This window comes from Nesterenkonia sp. E16_10 (genome assembly GCF_017347085.1).
Lineage (GTDB): Bacteria > Actinomycetota > Actinomycetes > Actinomycetales > Micrococcaceae > Nesterenkonia.
The window spans coordinates 1-13,004 of record NZ_JADPSA010000022.1; the positions used below are offsets into that span (position 1 = coordinate 1).

A 13,004-nucleotide genomic window follows, 5' to 3' on the forward strand; every position below is an offset into this window, starting at 1 on the left:
CCGTGACCGTCACCGTGGTCCCCGGAGCGAGGACCTTCACGATGGAGTTCGAGGTGCTGGCACCGCTGCGTGCCCGCAGGCTCACACCGGACTTCACCTGATAGGTCCCGCTGGCAGCGGTGGTGGGAGCAACCGGAGCAGCGACCTTGTCCATGTAGTCGCTGTGCGACCAGACCGACTGGCCATTCCGGCTGAACTTCATCCAGCTGCCGTAGGTGGCGGTCACGGTGACCTCGGTGCCCGAAACCAGTCCCTGGAGCACCGCGTAGTTGGTGCCGGGTCCGCTGCGGGCATTGAGTGAGGTGGTGATCCGGTACTTTGCGGGCGTGACCGACGTTCCCTGGGGCGCGTTGGCAGCCGGTACTGTGCCGCCTCCAGCCGGACGGGTCGGCGTGAGCGAGGAGTGCGCCACCCAACCGGTCCGACCGTTCGCGTTGACCCGCACCATGGAGTTGCTGGTGTCACCCGGCGCGGCCGTCAGCGCGGCGCCAGCGCCCAGCCACATGATGACGGAGCCGGAGCTGCTCGCGGTGGAGCGCAGCGCCGTGGACGTGACGGTGTAGTAGTCGCAGGAAGAGGGAGTCGTGATGTTCCACACCGAGGTGGCTCCCGAGCGCAGATTGACGCCGCGCTGGGCGAGCCAGGTGGTCGGATTGTGCGAGGTGCCGTTGATCCAGGCCCCCTCCCAGATCTCCAGGTGCAGATGCGGGCCGGTGGAGGGTCCCGAGCTGCCGACCAGGCCGATGGTCTGGCCGGCATTCACGGTCTGGCCGATACGCACATGGGTATTCGCGTTCCACATGTGGTAATACGCGCTATGGAAGGTCTTGCCATCGACTCGGTGCTGCACGACGACGTATCCGGCGTTGTACCGGTTACCGGTGAAGGTGCGCACCACGGTGCCATCGGCCACCGAGTAGATCGGGGTGCCGTCGGGGGCTCCGAGGTCTTGGCCCAGGTGCGAGGTGGAGGCTCCCTGGGTCGGCATGCAGCGCGCACCATACGGGGAGGTGTAGCTGTAGGCGCGCTGGGCGATCGGGTATCTGAACTGGGTGGCGTTCCGAGTTGCGGAGATGTCCACGCCGCTCAGTCCGGCGAGGCTCGTCGCTGGGGCATCCACCCCCGCAGTGGGCAGCGGCGCCACATTCATCGGTGCGGTGTCAGCGGCGGCGGCATTGGCGGTCATCGGCAGAGTCAGGCCAACGGCGAGACCGCCGACGACGGCAGACGAGAGTTTCTTCGGCACAGGTGCTTCCTCACTAGTCGTTCACGGCAGAACGGCTCCGTGAATACCCCGGACGACACCTGCGGCCGACGGCTGGGAGCCTCGCGCTCACCGGCTGGGAGACCGGAGAGCCCCGTGCGGGGTGAGTGAGGACCAGCACGCGGAGACACGTGCATGCGGAGTATTCATAAGCAGATATGGCGACTGGGGAAGCAGCGAACCGTACTAGAAGATGGGAATCCTGCGCGTACAGCAAGCCGAGTCGTGACTACTGTAACCCATGATTTGTTGTCCGTGACAAGAGTTTTTAGAAAAGCTTCCAGCGTGACTTTAACCAGGCCGTAATCACGGAAACGAACAGAACACGACTTGTTGATGAACGCGACGGGCGACGGAAGACCGGTAGCCGAGCCCCGATCGGGAGCTGCCCGTACTCCGCGGAATGACGGGAGGGCAGCGCAACTGGCGAACACCACTACCGCAGGATGTTCGGTCGACGCTGCACTGCCCTCGCCAAGAAAGTATCGCATTGTTCCAGACCGCGGATTTCTGAAGCCTGCGGGGTCTAGCCCATTGTGATGAGAATGTGACTGGCAGCTCTTCGCCCGTGTAACACTGGACGCATGACACGCACCTTCTCGACGACACCCGCCCCCGCGCTGGGCGTCAGAGCCTCCCGGGCGCGTGCTGCACGCGCGCTCGCCCTCCTCGGGATGACCTCTCTGGTGCTCCTCGGATGCGCCGAGGAGAAGTCTCCTGGGACCCCGACTGAGCCGAGCGCCACCGCCGACACCTCCGCCCCGGAGACCTCGGAGCCGCCCGCGCCCAGTGAGACCACTCAGCCCGAGACCACAGAGGCGCCGGAGGGCCAGGACCCCGGCGAGGGCGGCGACGGTGCCGGCTCCGCCGAAGGCCGAGGCGGCGACCTTCCGGATCCCGATGCCGTGGACCTCGAAAGAACAGAGGAACTTGGCGCTTACTTCTCGGAAGAGGAAGCCTGCATGTCTGTCGGTTCCATGTTGGACGGATTACAGAATGATATGAATTCTGGAATTGAAGAAGACGCTGTTCTGGACGAGATCTATTCCGCCGTCGAACAGAACTATATTCTCGTGCCGGACGAGCTTCGCGAGCCGATGGAAGACATTCTCGACCTGCTCGACACCGAAGTGGACTCCCTCGATGAGGAAGCGGTCCTCGTGGCAGCCGAACCCGTGGACGGGTGGCTGACCGTGGGATTCTGTGAAGGCGAGTACCACAATCAGACGTCGGATGAAGACGTCTAGACCCCGAGTCCCAGGCAGCTCCCAGCCCATGACCACCGGGCGCCCACGAAGTCTCATTAACGTAGGGATCGCCTCATGAAGGTGCGAGTGATTCAGCAGACCCCGCGTCCGGGCAGTGTCCCCTCACACTCCGGCCGCGGGGTCTGCGCATTCACCGGAAACCTCCCCACCGGCCTGGCGGTGGTTCTCTAGACTGACGCCATGACAGAGACCGCCGCATCCGGCCCCACCGGCCCGGTCCGCATCGACGCATGGCTCTGGTCTGTCCGGCTTTTCAAGACGCGCTCCGCTGCCACCACCGCCTGCCGCGCCGGACACATCACCATCGACGGCAATCCGGCGAAGGCCTCGCTGCGCATCACCCCGGGCACCAGGATCCATGTTCGCCGACCCGGGCACGAGCTCATCCTCGACGTCGTCCACACGCTGTCCAAGCGCGTGGGCCCACCCGTTGCACAGAAGGCATATCAGGACCACTCCCCCGAGCGGGTCAGACCCCGCGACGTCGGACTGCCGGTCCGTGAACGCGGATCTGGCCGCCCCACCAAGCGGGAGCGCCGGAAGCTCGAAGAGCTGCGCCGCCAGCTGCCGGAGTGAGAGCTTCTGAGACAATGCAGGCCGCAGATATCCGTCACCAGAGAGGCACAACCCATGTCCAACACTGAAGCACTCCCTCCTGTCGATCTCGGCCCCGCCGGCCAGTACCCCGAGGGTGAGGTCTTCCGCGTCTCCGCCGAAGACTCGGGATGGAACGACGACATAGCGGTGGTCCATGCCGAGGACGGCGGATTCTACGCGCTGGATGACACCTGCTCCCATGAGGCGGTCTCACTCTCCGACGGCTACGTCGAAGAAGACACCCTGGAGTGCCCGATGCATGCTTCGGCCTTCTGCCTGCGCACCGGTGTCCCCGAGACGCTGCCGGCACTGCGCCCAGTGAAGACCCACCAGGTCACCCTCGAGGGCGACCGGCTGATGCTGCACCCCGGAACGCCCCGGCCGGACTCGGATTCAGCCGAGCAGCCGGCGAGCTGACCCGCAGTGGCGATAGGGACCCAGGAAGCTCCCAGGAACTGCTCGGGAAAACGTCAAGAATGGGTCCTACAGTTATAAATACCTCATCAAGGTGCGAGTGATTCAGAGCCCCGAGTCAGCCATTTAAAGCGTCCCCTCACGCTGGCCGACTCGGGGCTCTTCTCATGCCCGGCGGCCGAATTACTTTCCCAGTGACTTACCAGCAAACCGCAAGCACCTGCCCAAGGTGATCTCCTAATGTAGGAACTACCTCATCAAGGTGCGAGTGATTCGGGAGCCCCGGATCGGCCGATACAGCGTCCCCCTCACGCTGGCCGATCTGGGGCTCCCTCCTTGTGCGCTGGAGCCTCCGGAAGTTCAGGCGGTGGGTACGGCCCTCCGGATGACCAGGTAGTTCACCGCGGTCAGACCCAGCGTGAGCAGCAGCAGCCACCCGGCGAAGGAGTAGGAGCTCTGCACCCCGAGCCAGTCGAAGACCTGGGGCCACCAGCCGTTCTGCGTGAGCACCATGACGCTGACCGCCAGCAGCGCCACGAGGAGCAGCGCGATGACCCACAGCAGCGCAAGGCTGACTCGGCGGTAGAGGATCGACCAGAAGAAGCCGACCATCATCGCACCCAGGCACACCGTGCCTGCCAGGACGCCGGCCCCCAGGGCCCCCGCATTCTGCGTCATCAACGGGAGGTCGAAGGTATAGCTCTGCGCCCAGAATCCACCCGTGGTCCGCTCCAGGAGGATCGCGATCGAGAAGAGCGCGCCGAAGCCGGCCGAGACCGCGGCGAAGGCCAGGAACGCCCCCAGCACGAAGACGCGTCTGCTGTAGCTCAGCGCCATGGAGAAGGGGAACGTATGGGAGGCCGAGTAGGCCGCGATGAATGCCAGGCACCAGACGGTGGCCTGGGAGGCACCGGTGTAGAACGGATCACCCGTACCGTCTCCCAGATGGCGGATCCACAGCCCGATGCCGATGGCCAGTGCCCAGGACAGGAAGAACACGCCCAACGGCACCCAGATCATCTGCGACGGAACGGTGAACTGCAGTCTGAACGCCGACGGGAGGCGCGCGAAGCTCGAACGTGATGCCTGCTGGTCCTGCGCCGTCGAAGCTTCCGTTGACTGGACTGCAAGGCTGCTCATCGGGCCACCTCCTCGGATGGGGCCATCGTGGTCTGGTTCGATGTGTCTTCGCGCGCGGTGAGCCGCACGATCAGCTGCTGGAGCGAGACCGGGAGGATCTCCACGTCGCGCTCCTGCAACGCTCGGCGTTCGGGCTCGTCGAGGGCGCCCAGCACCGTGGTCCGCACGATCCGCCCCATCGCCTCGTGGTGCAGGACCTCGCGGGTGCCGATCACCTCGGCCACGATGTCCTGCCGACCCACCAGGGTCACGGCGCGATCGCGCAGCTGCTCCACGGGCTCCTCGAGCAGGATCTGGCCCTGGTCGATGACCACCACGTTCTCGATCAGGTGTGCGATCTCGTCGATCAGGTGCGAGGAGAGCACCACGGTGCGCGGGTGTGAGGCATAGTCCTCCAGGAGCCGGTCGTAGAAGAGCTGACGGGCCACGGCGTCCAGACCCATATAGGGCTCATCGAAGAAGGTCACCTCGGCGCGCGAGGCGATTCCGATGATGACTCCCACCGCGGAGCGCTGACCGCGTGACATCTTCTTGATCCGGGTCTTCTCCGGAACCCGGAACTCGCGGGCCAGCTGCGCCGCAAGCTGCGCGTCCCAGCGCGGGAACGCCCGCGCTGCGGCCTTGAAGGCGTGCTTGGCGAGCGCGTCGTCGACGTAGCGCTGCTCCTCGCGGACGAAGCAGATTCTCGGGAGCACCTGCTCGTTCTCATGCGGACGCAGGCCGAGGATCTTGACCTCCCCGGAGGAGGGCCAGTCCTGGGCCGCGGCGATGGACATCAGGGTGGTCTTGCCGGCTCCGTTGCGGCCCAGCAGCCCGTGGATGGCGTCTCGCTCCAGGCTCAGCGACACATTCTCCAGCGCCGTGGCGCTGCGGTATCTGCGTGAGACCTGGGTCAGTTCTACGGCGGTGCTCATGACCGCCTCCTTCCTTCGGCGCTCCGGGCGCTGATCACGTCCGGGAGCGGAGCATCTCGATGATGGTGTCCACCGAGAGCCCGACGGTGCGGGCCTCGGTGATGATCGGATCGAGGTAGTCCGTCGCAAACTGGGCACGGCGCTGTGCGGTGAGGATCTCCCGGGCGCCGGGGGCCACGAACATGCCCAGACCCCGGCGCTTGAGCAGGATCCCGCGGTCCACCAGCAGGTTGAGGCCCTTGGCGGCCGTGGCGGGATTGATCCGATGGAAGGCCGCGAGCTCATTGGTGGACGGGGCGCGTTCGCCTTCAGCCAGGGAGCCGTCCAGGACGGAGGCCTCCAGCTGTTCGGCGATCTGCACGAAGAGTGCGCGACCCTCTTCCACGAGCCCGTCCACCTTTCTCCAAGGAACGGCTCCAGCATACCGAGTCCACTACCTCTATGGTTAATTACTCTACTAATGAACCATAGAGGCGCCCGGGGGTCAAGAGCCCGGGCCACTCGATGTGTGCCAGCTCCCAGCGCGGGTCCCTGGCAGGCCTGCGGCGCGAGGACATAGGATCAAGGCATGAACGGTGAGAACATCGAATGCTGGCTGACCGATATGGACGGCGTGCTCGTCCGCGAGCAGGAGGCGCTTCCGGGCGCCGCGGAGCTCTTGGAGCAGTGGCGCAGCAAGGACCTGCCCTATCTGGTGCTGACCAACAACTCGATCTTCACCGCCCGGGACCTCAGCGCCCGGCTGCGCAACTCCGGACTGGTGGTGCCCGAGGAGCGGATCTGGACCTCCGCGCTGGCCACGGCCACGTTCCTGGCGAACCAGGTCGATCCGGAGTCCAATGCGCAGGGCAGCTGCTACGTCATCGGTGAAGCAGGCCTCACCACCGCGATCCATGCCGCCGGATTCATCATGACCGAGACCAACCCGGACTACGTGGTCGTCGGTGAGACCCGGAACTACAGCTTTGAGGCCATCACAAAGGCGGTGCGGCTGATCAACGACGGCGCCCGGTTCATCCTGACCAACCCCGATGCCACCGGCCCGAGCCCGGAAGGCGTCATCCCGGCCACCGGAGCCATCGCCTCGTTGATCACCAAGGCCACCGGGCGGGAGCCGTACGTCGTCGGCAAGCCCAATCCGATGATGTTCCGATCGGCGTTGAACCATCTCGGCGCGCACTCCATGGAGACGGCGATGATCGGGGATCGGATGGACACCGACATCGTGGCCGGCATGGAGGCCGGGATGCACACGATCCTGGTGATGACCGGGCTCTCCAGCCGGGCCAGCATCGCGGACTTCCCGTTCCGACCGAATCGGATCATCGACGGCGTCTACGAGCTGTTGGAGGATCCGCTCGATCGGGACGAGGACCCACAATAGGGCCGACACCCGGCAGAAGACCACACAGCAACGCCCGGCGCCTTGAACAGGTGCCGGGCGTTGCTGCGTGCGGGTCGGTCGGTCAGCGGGTGGGTGCCGTCTCCGGCGCCTTGCCCAGCGGCTGGAGCCCGTCGGCGGGTCCGGCGGCCTCCGGCACGACCTCGCGCTCCAGCTGGGCGCCCTCGACGTCGACATCCGGGATCAGGCGGTCCATCCACTTCGGCAGCCACCAGGCGGCAGGCCCGGCCAGGTGCAGCAGCGCCGGCACCAGCATCAGCCGGACCACGAAGGCATCCAGCAGCACGCCCACGGAGAGCCCCAGCCCCATGGAGGCGATCATCGGGTCATCGGTGAAGACGAATCCAGCGAAGACCGAGGCCATGATCAGCGCCGCGGCGGTCACCACGGAGCGTCCGGCGTGCAGGCCCTGGCGGACTGCGAGCCGCGGCGCGGAGCCGTGGGCGTAGGCCTCACGCATCCCGGAGGCGGTGAAGAGCTGATAGTCCATGGCCAGCCCGAAGAGGATGCCCACCATGAGCACCGGCAGGAAGGTCAGGACCGGGCCCGGCGTCGTGACGCCGAAGATCTCGCTCAGCCAGCCCCACTGGAACACCGCAACCACGATGCCCACGGCGGCGGCGAAGGACCCGACGAAGCCGAGGGTCGCGATCACCGGGAGCAGGATCGAGCGGAACACCATGATCATCAGCAGCAGTGAGAGCCCGATGACCAGCGCCAGGTAGAGCGGCAGCGCATCGGAGATCACATCTGACATGTCGATCTGAGCGGCCGTCATGCCCGCCACGGAGAGCTCGACGTCGGCAGCCTCGGTTCCGGCCAGCGGGTTGCCTTCGCGGAACTCGTGCACCAGGTTCTCGGTGGACTCGGCGGCCGGACCCTCCTCGGGGATGATCTGGAAGACCCCGAGCGTGTTGTCGTCGTTGAGCGCGGCCGGCACTGCGGCAGCGATGTTCTCGTTCTGAAGCAGCGCGGTGCCGATCTCGATCTGGTAGTCCTGCGCCTGGGCGTCTTCCAGCCCGGAGGGCAGATCGGCCAGGACCAGGAGCGGTCCGTTGACGCCCTGGCCGAAGGCCTCCTCGGTGGCGGCGTAGGCCTGGTAGGAGGCCGAGTCCTCGGCGTTGGAGCTCGCGTCGGGCAGGCCCAGGCGCAGGTCGAAGGTCGGGATGGAGAGCACCCCGAGCCCAATCAGCGCGGCGGCGGCGATGCCGATCGCCTTGCCGTGGCCCATGGGCGTGGTGATCTGCTTGGTGCGCCGCTCCCCGATGTGACGACGTTCCTTACGACCGAGGATCCTGCGGTCCACCAGGGAGAGCATGGCCGGGGTCATGGTGACTGCCATGAGCACCGCGATGGCCACACAGGCGGCTGCGACGCTGCCCATCAGGGCCAGGAACGGCAGGCCGGTGACGTTGAGCGCCAGCAGCGCGATGACCACGGTGGCACCGGCGAAGACCACGGCATTGCCCGCCGTGCCCGTGGCCAGGGCGATCGATGTGTGGACCGCCATGCCGTCCTTCAGCTGTCGGCGGTGACGGTGGATGATGAACAGCGAGTAGTCGATGCCCACCGCGAGTCCCAGCATCAGGCCCAGGATCGGAGTCATGGACATCATGTCGACGACGCCGGAGAACGCCAGCGCTCCGGCGACGCCGACCCCGACGCCGATCAGGGCGTTGAGCAGCGGCAGTCCCGCGCCGATGAGCGTGCCGAGCATGATCAGCAGCACGGCTGCGGCGATCATCAGACCGATCAGCTCGGCCACAGAGAACAGGTGCGGAAGCTCGAAGTCGAGGTCACCGCCGGGCAGGGCCTCGACGCCGTCGATCTGCGCGTCGGTGATGACCTCAGAGACCGTGGCCAGGTCCTCGGTGCCGATGCTCTCCATGGGCTCGGTGAAGTTGAGCATCAGCACGGCCACATCGCCGTCCTCGGAGACGACCTGGGCCCCGGAGGAGAGCTCCAGGAGCGCCTCGCCGCGCTCCAGCTCCTCGGCGGCCTCGGTGAGCTCCTCCGCGCCGGCGTCGAGCTCCTCCTCACCGGCCTCAAGCTCCTGCTGCGCGGCCTCAAGCTCGGCTCGGCTGGCATCGAGCTCGGCCTGCTGCGCCTCGAACTGGGGCTGAGCGGCCTCGTAGATGCCCTGCTCCCGAGCCTCGGCGATCGCCTGGTCGAGCTGCTCCTGCCCCTCGTCGAGCTGGGCGAGGCCGGACTCGATCTCCTCGCGGCCGGACTCCAGCTCCTCACGGTTGGTCTCGATCTCTTCGCGACCGGATTCCAGCTCCGACTCGCCGGTGGAGATCTCGCTGCGCGCCTCGGCGATCTGCTCCTCGGTGACGAAGGGGTCGGTGACGCTGCTGACGATGTCCTCGCCCTCGAGCTCCGCGATGAACTCGGCGACCTGCTCCTCCTGCTCGGCGGTGAACGGCTCACCGTCGTCGGTGCGCAGGATCGCTGAGGCGTTGCCGCCGCCGGAGTCCGGCATCTCCTCCACCAGACGGTCGGCGACCGCGGTGGTCTCCAGGTCAGGGAGGGTGATCTGATCCGTCAGCTGTCCGCCGAAGGCGAGGAAGGAGCTGACGGCGAGTGCAAGCATGGCTAACCAGGCTGCGACGACGGTCTTGGCTCGGCGCGCGGAGAGCAGGCCGAGGCGATAAAGGAGCTTTGCCATGACACGATCATAAACGGAACGCCGCGTCTCGAAATTAGCCGAGACCTTTATGAAGCTCCGATGTGATGAAGCTCATGGCGACTAGTTCAGCGAGGTGCCGGCCCCGGGGCGCATCAGCCCGGTCACGACGACGTCGACGAGGCTCTCCGACCAGCTCAGGCTCGGCGCGGAGCCGGTGAGCATCCGGAAGATCAACGGATCCCCGATCGCGGAGGCGGCCGCGGCGATGTCCACGCCCTCGCGAAGCTCACCTGCCCGTTCGGCCTCACGCAGACGCTCGGCCAGCAGGCCGTGATCCCACATGCTCGCCTGCTGCAGCAGCCGCTCGGTCCCGGGGTCACCCTGGAGTCCCGCCACCACGAGGCTGCGCGCCATGCCGACGTGGGTCTCGCGGAAGGCTTCGACGAGCATGCCGCGGATCCAGGTCAGACAGTCAGCGCGCAGATCGCCGGTGGAGGGCATGGGCACCAGCTCGATCTCGGCGTCGCCGGTGAGCATGACCTCCAGCACCACGGCGGCCTTGGACTTCCACCAGCGGTAGATGGTCTGCTTGCTCACCCCTGCCTCCGAGGCGATCGCCTCCACGGTGAGCTCCTCGTAGGAGCTCACGCGCAGCAGCCGGGTCGTGGCGTCTAAGACCGCCTGGTGTGAGGCCTCGCTGCGCGGACGTCCCCGTCGCGGTTCTGCGGTGTCGGACCGCTGTGCCTCAGATGCCATGGGCGATATCGTAGCGCGACGAGGAGATCCTCGGCCTGTGCCATCCTTGATCCATGACCGCCGCACCAGGGACCCCATGAGGGCTGCGTCGACCAGCCGGCTGCTGGACCTGGAAGAGCTCGTCCCGGAGTCCGCGCGAAGGGCCCGGGAGCATCAGGCCCGTGACTCCGAGGACCTCGCCGCGCAGCTCTTCGGGAGCCTCAGCGCCGCGCTTCCCGACGTTCCGGCGGCGCTGCTGGACAGCAGCGACCACGCCCGGACCGAGCAGCCCGGACGCAGCGCGCAGAGCATCCTGGCGTTCTCCTTAGGCGCGCAGGCGGCCACGGTCAGCCACCTGAGGGGTCGGACCAGCGTCACCACACCTGCGGGGACCACCGAGGCGCACCAGCCGTTCTTCGGCTGGCTGGCGGAGAACTGGACCGGGCCCGCGGACCAGGCGGCCGCGGAGGAGGAACCGGATGAGCCCCCGCGCGACACCCCGCGGTTCGCGCTCGGCTGGGTCGGCTGGCTCGGCTACGAGCTCAAGCGAGAGTCTGGCGCCGCGGACCGGCCCGACACGGCGCTGGAGCGCAGCGGCCTGCCCACCCAGGAAGCCAGCCTGTTCCGCGCCACGCATGCCGTGGTGATCCACCACGGCACGGGACAGCTGGAGCTCCAGTGCCTGGACCCGAGCACGGAGTCCGACTGGGAGGAACAGGTGCTCCGGGCACTGGCCGGAGTGGTGGCCGCGGGAGGCGCCGCGAGGCGGATCGAGGGAAGCGACGCCGCAGCTGCGGGGGCTGCGACGGTGCGCGAGGTCGCGGTCAGGGATTCCCGCAGCGCCTATCTCGCGGCGATCCAGGCGGCCCAGCGAGAGATCACCGCGGGCAACAGCTACGAGATCTGTCTGACCACGGCGGTCACCGGGACCCTGGCACCGGGCCACGCGTCCGGCGTCGACCTCTTCACCGTTCTTCGTGCCCGTAACCGGGCCCCCTTCACCGCGTTCCTGCGCATCGGAGAGACCGAGATCCTCTCCACGTCACCGGAACGGTTCCTCAGCGTCAGCGCGGGCGGCACGGTGCGCTCGGAGCCGATCAAGGGCACCAGGCCTCGCGGGGAGACCGCCGCAGCGGACCGCGCCATGATCGAGGATCTGCGCAGCCACCCCAAGGACCGGGCGGAGAACGTGATGATCGCGGACCTGGTCCGCAACGACCTCTCGATCCACGCCGTTCCGGGCAGCCTGCGCACGGAACGGCTCTGTGCGGTGGAGACCTACCCCAGCGTGCACCAGCTGGTCTCCACGGTCAGCGCTGCGATCCCGGACGAGGTCCCGCGGGCGCGGGTGATCGCCGACGCCTTCCCGCCCGGGTCGATGACCGGGGCGCCGAAGATCTCCACGATGGATATCCTGCAGCGCCTGGAGACCGGGGCGCGCGGAGCCTATTCGGGGGTGGCGGGATACTTCAGCACCAACGGCGCCGCGGACCTTGCGGTGCTGATCCGCACCGCGGTGCTCACCGGTGAGCCCGAGGCCCGGCGGTTCCACCTGGGTCTGGGCGGGGCCATCACCGCCGATTCCGACCCGGCCGAGGAGTGGGAGGAGATCCGCACCAAGTCCCGCGGTGTGCTGGGGGCGCTCGGCGCGAGGTTCCCCGAGTCGGCGCCCGAGGCTAGTCGGTGAGCTCGTGATCGAAGGTCGCGAGCTTCGCGGACTGGAGCTCCACGATCTCCTCGAAGGTCTCGGCATCCATGTTCGCGGCGCTGACCATCAGCAGGTGCCTGCCGTAGTCCGTGCTGGCTGAGAAGCCGAGGACCTCCACCACGGACTCGCCGTCGAAGACCTCCATCTCCAGCTCAAGTCCGCGGAAGTCATGGGCCTCGAAGGCCCCGAAGCCCACCGAATCGGTCTCCGCCTGAAGCGGCTGGTCGGTGCAGGCCTCGATGACCCGGTCCCAGACGGCACCTGAATCCGGCCGCTCCTGGAGGCCGAGCATCCAGACGTAGAGGCTCTCGGTACGATCGGAGAGCTCGCGCTGGTACTCCTGGACCACGCCGCGCTCCGGGCTCTCCCCGATGAGGTCCGCGTTGATGCGATCCATGGCGGATGAACACTCGCCCTCACCGAAGCTCTCGGTGTAGACCTCCGCGGTCGCGCCCAGCTGGTCCTGGAAGAAGTCCAGTCCGGTCAGCGTGGAATGGCTGTCCGGGGTGAACGGGAGCTCCGACTCGGTGAGCAGGATCTGCGCGATCTCGCGCTGCGTGAGCAGCTCCTCGGGTCCTGGGTCGGTGGCCGCTTCGTCGCTGCCGCCCTCGGGATCTTCCGCGTCCTGGTCCGCGGTGTCCTGCTCGGCGGCCGCGTCCTGATCGATGCTGTCCTGCTGGGGCTCAGCCGCCTCCCCGCTCTCCGACGAGACGGCACTGAGCGCTGCGGCATCCTGGGCCTGGCCCGAATCCTCGGAATCCGAGGAACAGGCCGCGGCGGAGAGCGCCACTGCGGCGACGACGCCGAGCAGGCCCGCGGTCCGGGTCGCGGAAGGCGCGGCTCGGCGAGCCGTCGAACGCAATCCGCTCATGTTTCCTCAGGTCTGATCGGCGCTGGGTGGAGGGGCTCCGGATCGGGCTCCGGCGTCCTGGG

At 67.3% G+C, this 13,004-nt stretch carries 12 protein-coding genes; 5 read left to right on the forward strand and 7 right to left on the reverse strand.

Translation table 11 applies throughout. The annotated features are described in order from the left end of the window. The coding region (locus tag I2487_RS06360) for a peptidoglycan DD-metalloendopeptidase family protein (RefSeq protein WP_207173021.1) at positions 1-1,246 on the reverse strand (1,246 nt) is incomplete at its 3' end. Between the two features lie 602 nt (positions 1,247-1,848). Here I2487_RS06360 and I2487_RS06365 point away from each other — a divergent pair. The 3 genes from I2487_RS06365 (at position 1,849) to I2487_RS06375 (ending at position 3,546) form a co-directional block, all read left to right on the forward strand. Then, positions 1,849-2,511 carry a hypothetical protein gene (locus I2487_RS06365; RefSeq protein ID WP_207173022.1) on the forward strand — a complete coding sequence of 221 codons (663 nt, stop codon included), beginning with the start codon at positions 1,849-1,851 and terminating at the stop codon, positions 2,509-2,511. A 201-nt stretch (positions 2,512-2,712) separates the two neighbouring features. Further along, the gene (gene hslR / locus I2487_RS06370; RefSeq protein WP_207170309.1) at positions 2,713-3,108 is read left to right on the forward strand and encodes an Hsp15 family ribosome-associated heat shock protein; all 396 of its coding nucleotides are present in this window, start codon (positions 2,713-2,715) and stop codon (positions 3,106-3,108) included. Positions 3,109-3,162: 54 nt separating this feature from the next. Continuing rightward, positions 3,163-3,546 (forward strand): non-heme iron oxygenase ferredoxin subunit, encoded by a 384-nt coding sequence (locus I2487_RS06375; RefSeq protein WP_207170308.1) that lies wholly within the window; start codon positions 3,163-3,165, stop codon positions 3,544-3,546. Between the two features lie 357 nt (positions 3,547-3,903). On the opposite strand, the gene I2487_RS06380 is transcribed toward I2487_RS06375, so the two are convergent. Genes I2487_RS06380 through I2487_RS06390 form a run of 3 tightly spaced genes read right to left on the reverse strand, consistent with a single transcriptional unit; the run spans position 3,904 to position 5,982 of the window. After that, entirely contained in the window at positions 3,904-4,683 is a 780-nt protein-coding gene (locus I2487_RS06380; RefSeq protein WP_207170307.1) for a hypothetical protein, read from the reverse strand. Next, the gene (locus tag I2487_RS06385; protein WP_207170306.1) at positions 4,680-5,597 is read right to left on the reverse strand and encodes an ATP-binding cassette domain-containing protein; all 918 of its coding nucleotides are present in this window, start codon (positions 5,595-5,597) and stop codon (positions 4,680-4,682) included. Before I2487_RS06385 ends, I2487_RS06380 begins: the two co-directional genes overlap by 4 nt. 34 nt (positions 5,598-5,631) lie before the next feature. Further along, a complete protein-coding gene (locus I2487_RS06390; RefSeq protein WP_207170305.1) occupies positions 5,632-5,982 on the reverse strand; it encodes a GntR family transcriptional regulator in 351 nt (116 codons plus the stop codon). 183 nt (positions 5,983-6,165) lie between these two features. Between I2487_RS06390 and I2487_RS06395 the strand changes: the two genes are divergently transcribed. Next, on the forward strand, positions 6,166-6,981 hold the full coding sequence (locus tag I2487_RS06395; protein ID WP_207170304.1) for an HAD-IIA family hydrolase: 816 nt from the start codon (positions 6,166-6,168) through the stop codon (positions 6,979-6,981). An 82-nt stretch (positions 6,982-7,063) separates the two neighbouring features. On the opposite strand, the gene I2487_RS06400 is transcribed toward I2487_RS06395, so the two are convergent. Together I2487_RS06400 and I2487_RS06405 are read right to left on the reverse strand one after the other, a co-directional pair. After that, positions 7,064-9,667: an MMPL family transporter gene (locus I2487_RS06400; RefSeq protein WP_207170303.1), complete on the reverse strand. Its 2,604-nt coding sequence runs from the start codon at positions 9,665-9,667 to the stop codon at positions 7,064-7,066. 81 nt (positions 9,668-9,748) lie between these two features. Continuing rightward, positions 9,749-10,384: a TetR/AcrR family transcriptional regulator gene (locus I2487_RS06405; protein ID WP_207170302.1), complete on the reverse strand. Its 636-nt coding sequence runs from the start codon at positions 10,382-10,384 to the stop codon at positions 9,749-9,751. A gap of 76 nt (positions 10,385-10,460) precedes the next feature. Here I2487_RS06405 and I2487_RS06410 point away from each other — a divergent pair, with 76 nt between their 5' ends. Next, complete coding sequence (locus I2487_RS06410; protein ID WP_207173023.1) at positions 10,461-12,050, forward strand: anthranilate synthase component I family protein; 1,590 nt, start codon at positions 10,461-10,463, stop codon at positions 12,048-12,050. Here the strand turns inward: I2487_RS06410 and I2487_RS06415 are convergent. Further along, positions 12,040-12,942 carry a prolipoprotein diacylglyceryl transferase gene (locus I2487_RS06415; protein ID WP_207170297.1) on the reverse strand — a complete coding sequence of 301 codons (903 nt, stop codon included), beginning with the start codon at positions 12,940-12,942 and terminating at the stop codon, positions 12,040-12,042. The two genes, I2487_RS06410 and I2487_RS06415, sit on opposite strands and share 11 nt — an antisense overlap. Positions 12,943-13,004: the final 62 nt, after the last annotated feature.

Coding starts and splice junctions, on each gene's coding strand:
- I2487_RS06410 (WP_207173023.1), top strand. CDS start 10,461: ATGAGGGCTGCGTCGACCAGCCGGCTGCTGGACCTGGAAGAGCTCGTC.
- I2487_RS06375 (WP_207170308.1), top strand. CDS start 3,163: ATGTCCAACACTGAAGCACTCCCTCCTGTCGATCTCGGCCCCGCCGGC.
- I2487_RS06395 (WP_207170304.1), top strand. CDS start 6,166: ATGAACGGTGAGAACATCGAATGCTGGCTGACCGATATGGACGGCGTG.
- I2487_RS06365 (WP_207173022.1), top strand. CDS start 1,849: ATGACACGCACCTTCTCGACGACACCCGCCCCCGCGCTGGGCGTCAGA.
- I2487_RS06380 (WP_207170307.1), bottom strand. CDS start 4,683: ATGAGCAGCCTTGCAGTCCAGTCAACGGAAGCTTCGACGGCGCAGGAC.
- I2487_RS06385 (WP_207170306.1), bottom strand. CDS start 5,597: ATGAGCACCGCCGTAGAACTGACCCAGGTCTCACGCAGATACCGCAGC.
- I2487_RS06405 (WP_207170302.1), bottom strand. CDS start 10,384: ATGGCATCTGAGGCACAGCGGTCCGACACCGCAGAACCGCGACGGGGA.
- hslR (WP_207170309.1), top strand. CDS start 2,713: ATGACAGAGACCGCCGCATCCGGCCCCACCGGCCCGGTCCGCATCGAC.
- I2487_RS06400 (WP_207170303.1), bottom strand. CDS start 9,667: ATGGCAAAGCTCCTTTATCGCCTCGGCCTGCTCTCCGCGCGCCGAGCC.
- I2487_RS06415 (WP_207170297.1), bottom strand. CDS start 12,942: ATGAGCGGATTGCGTTCGACGGCTCGCCGAGCCGCGCCTTCCGCGACC.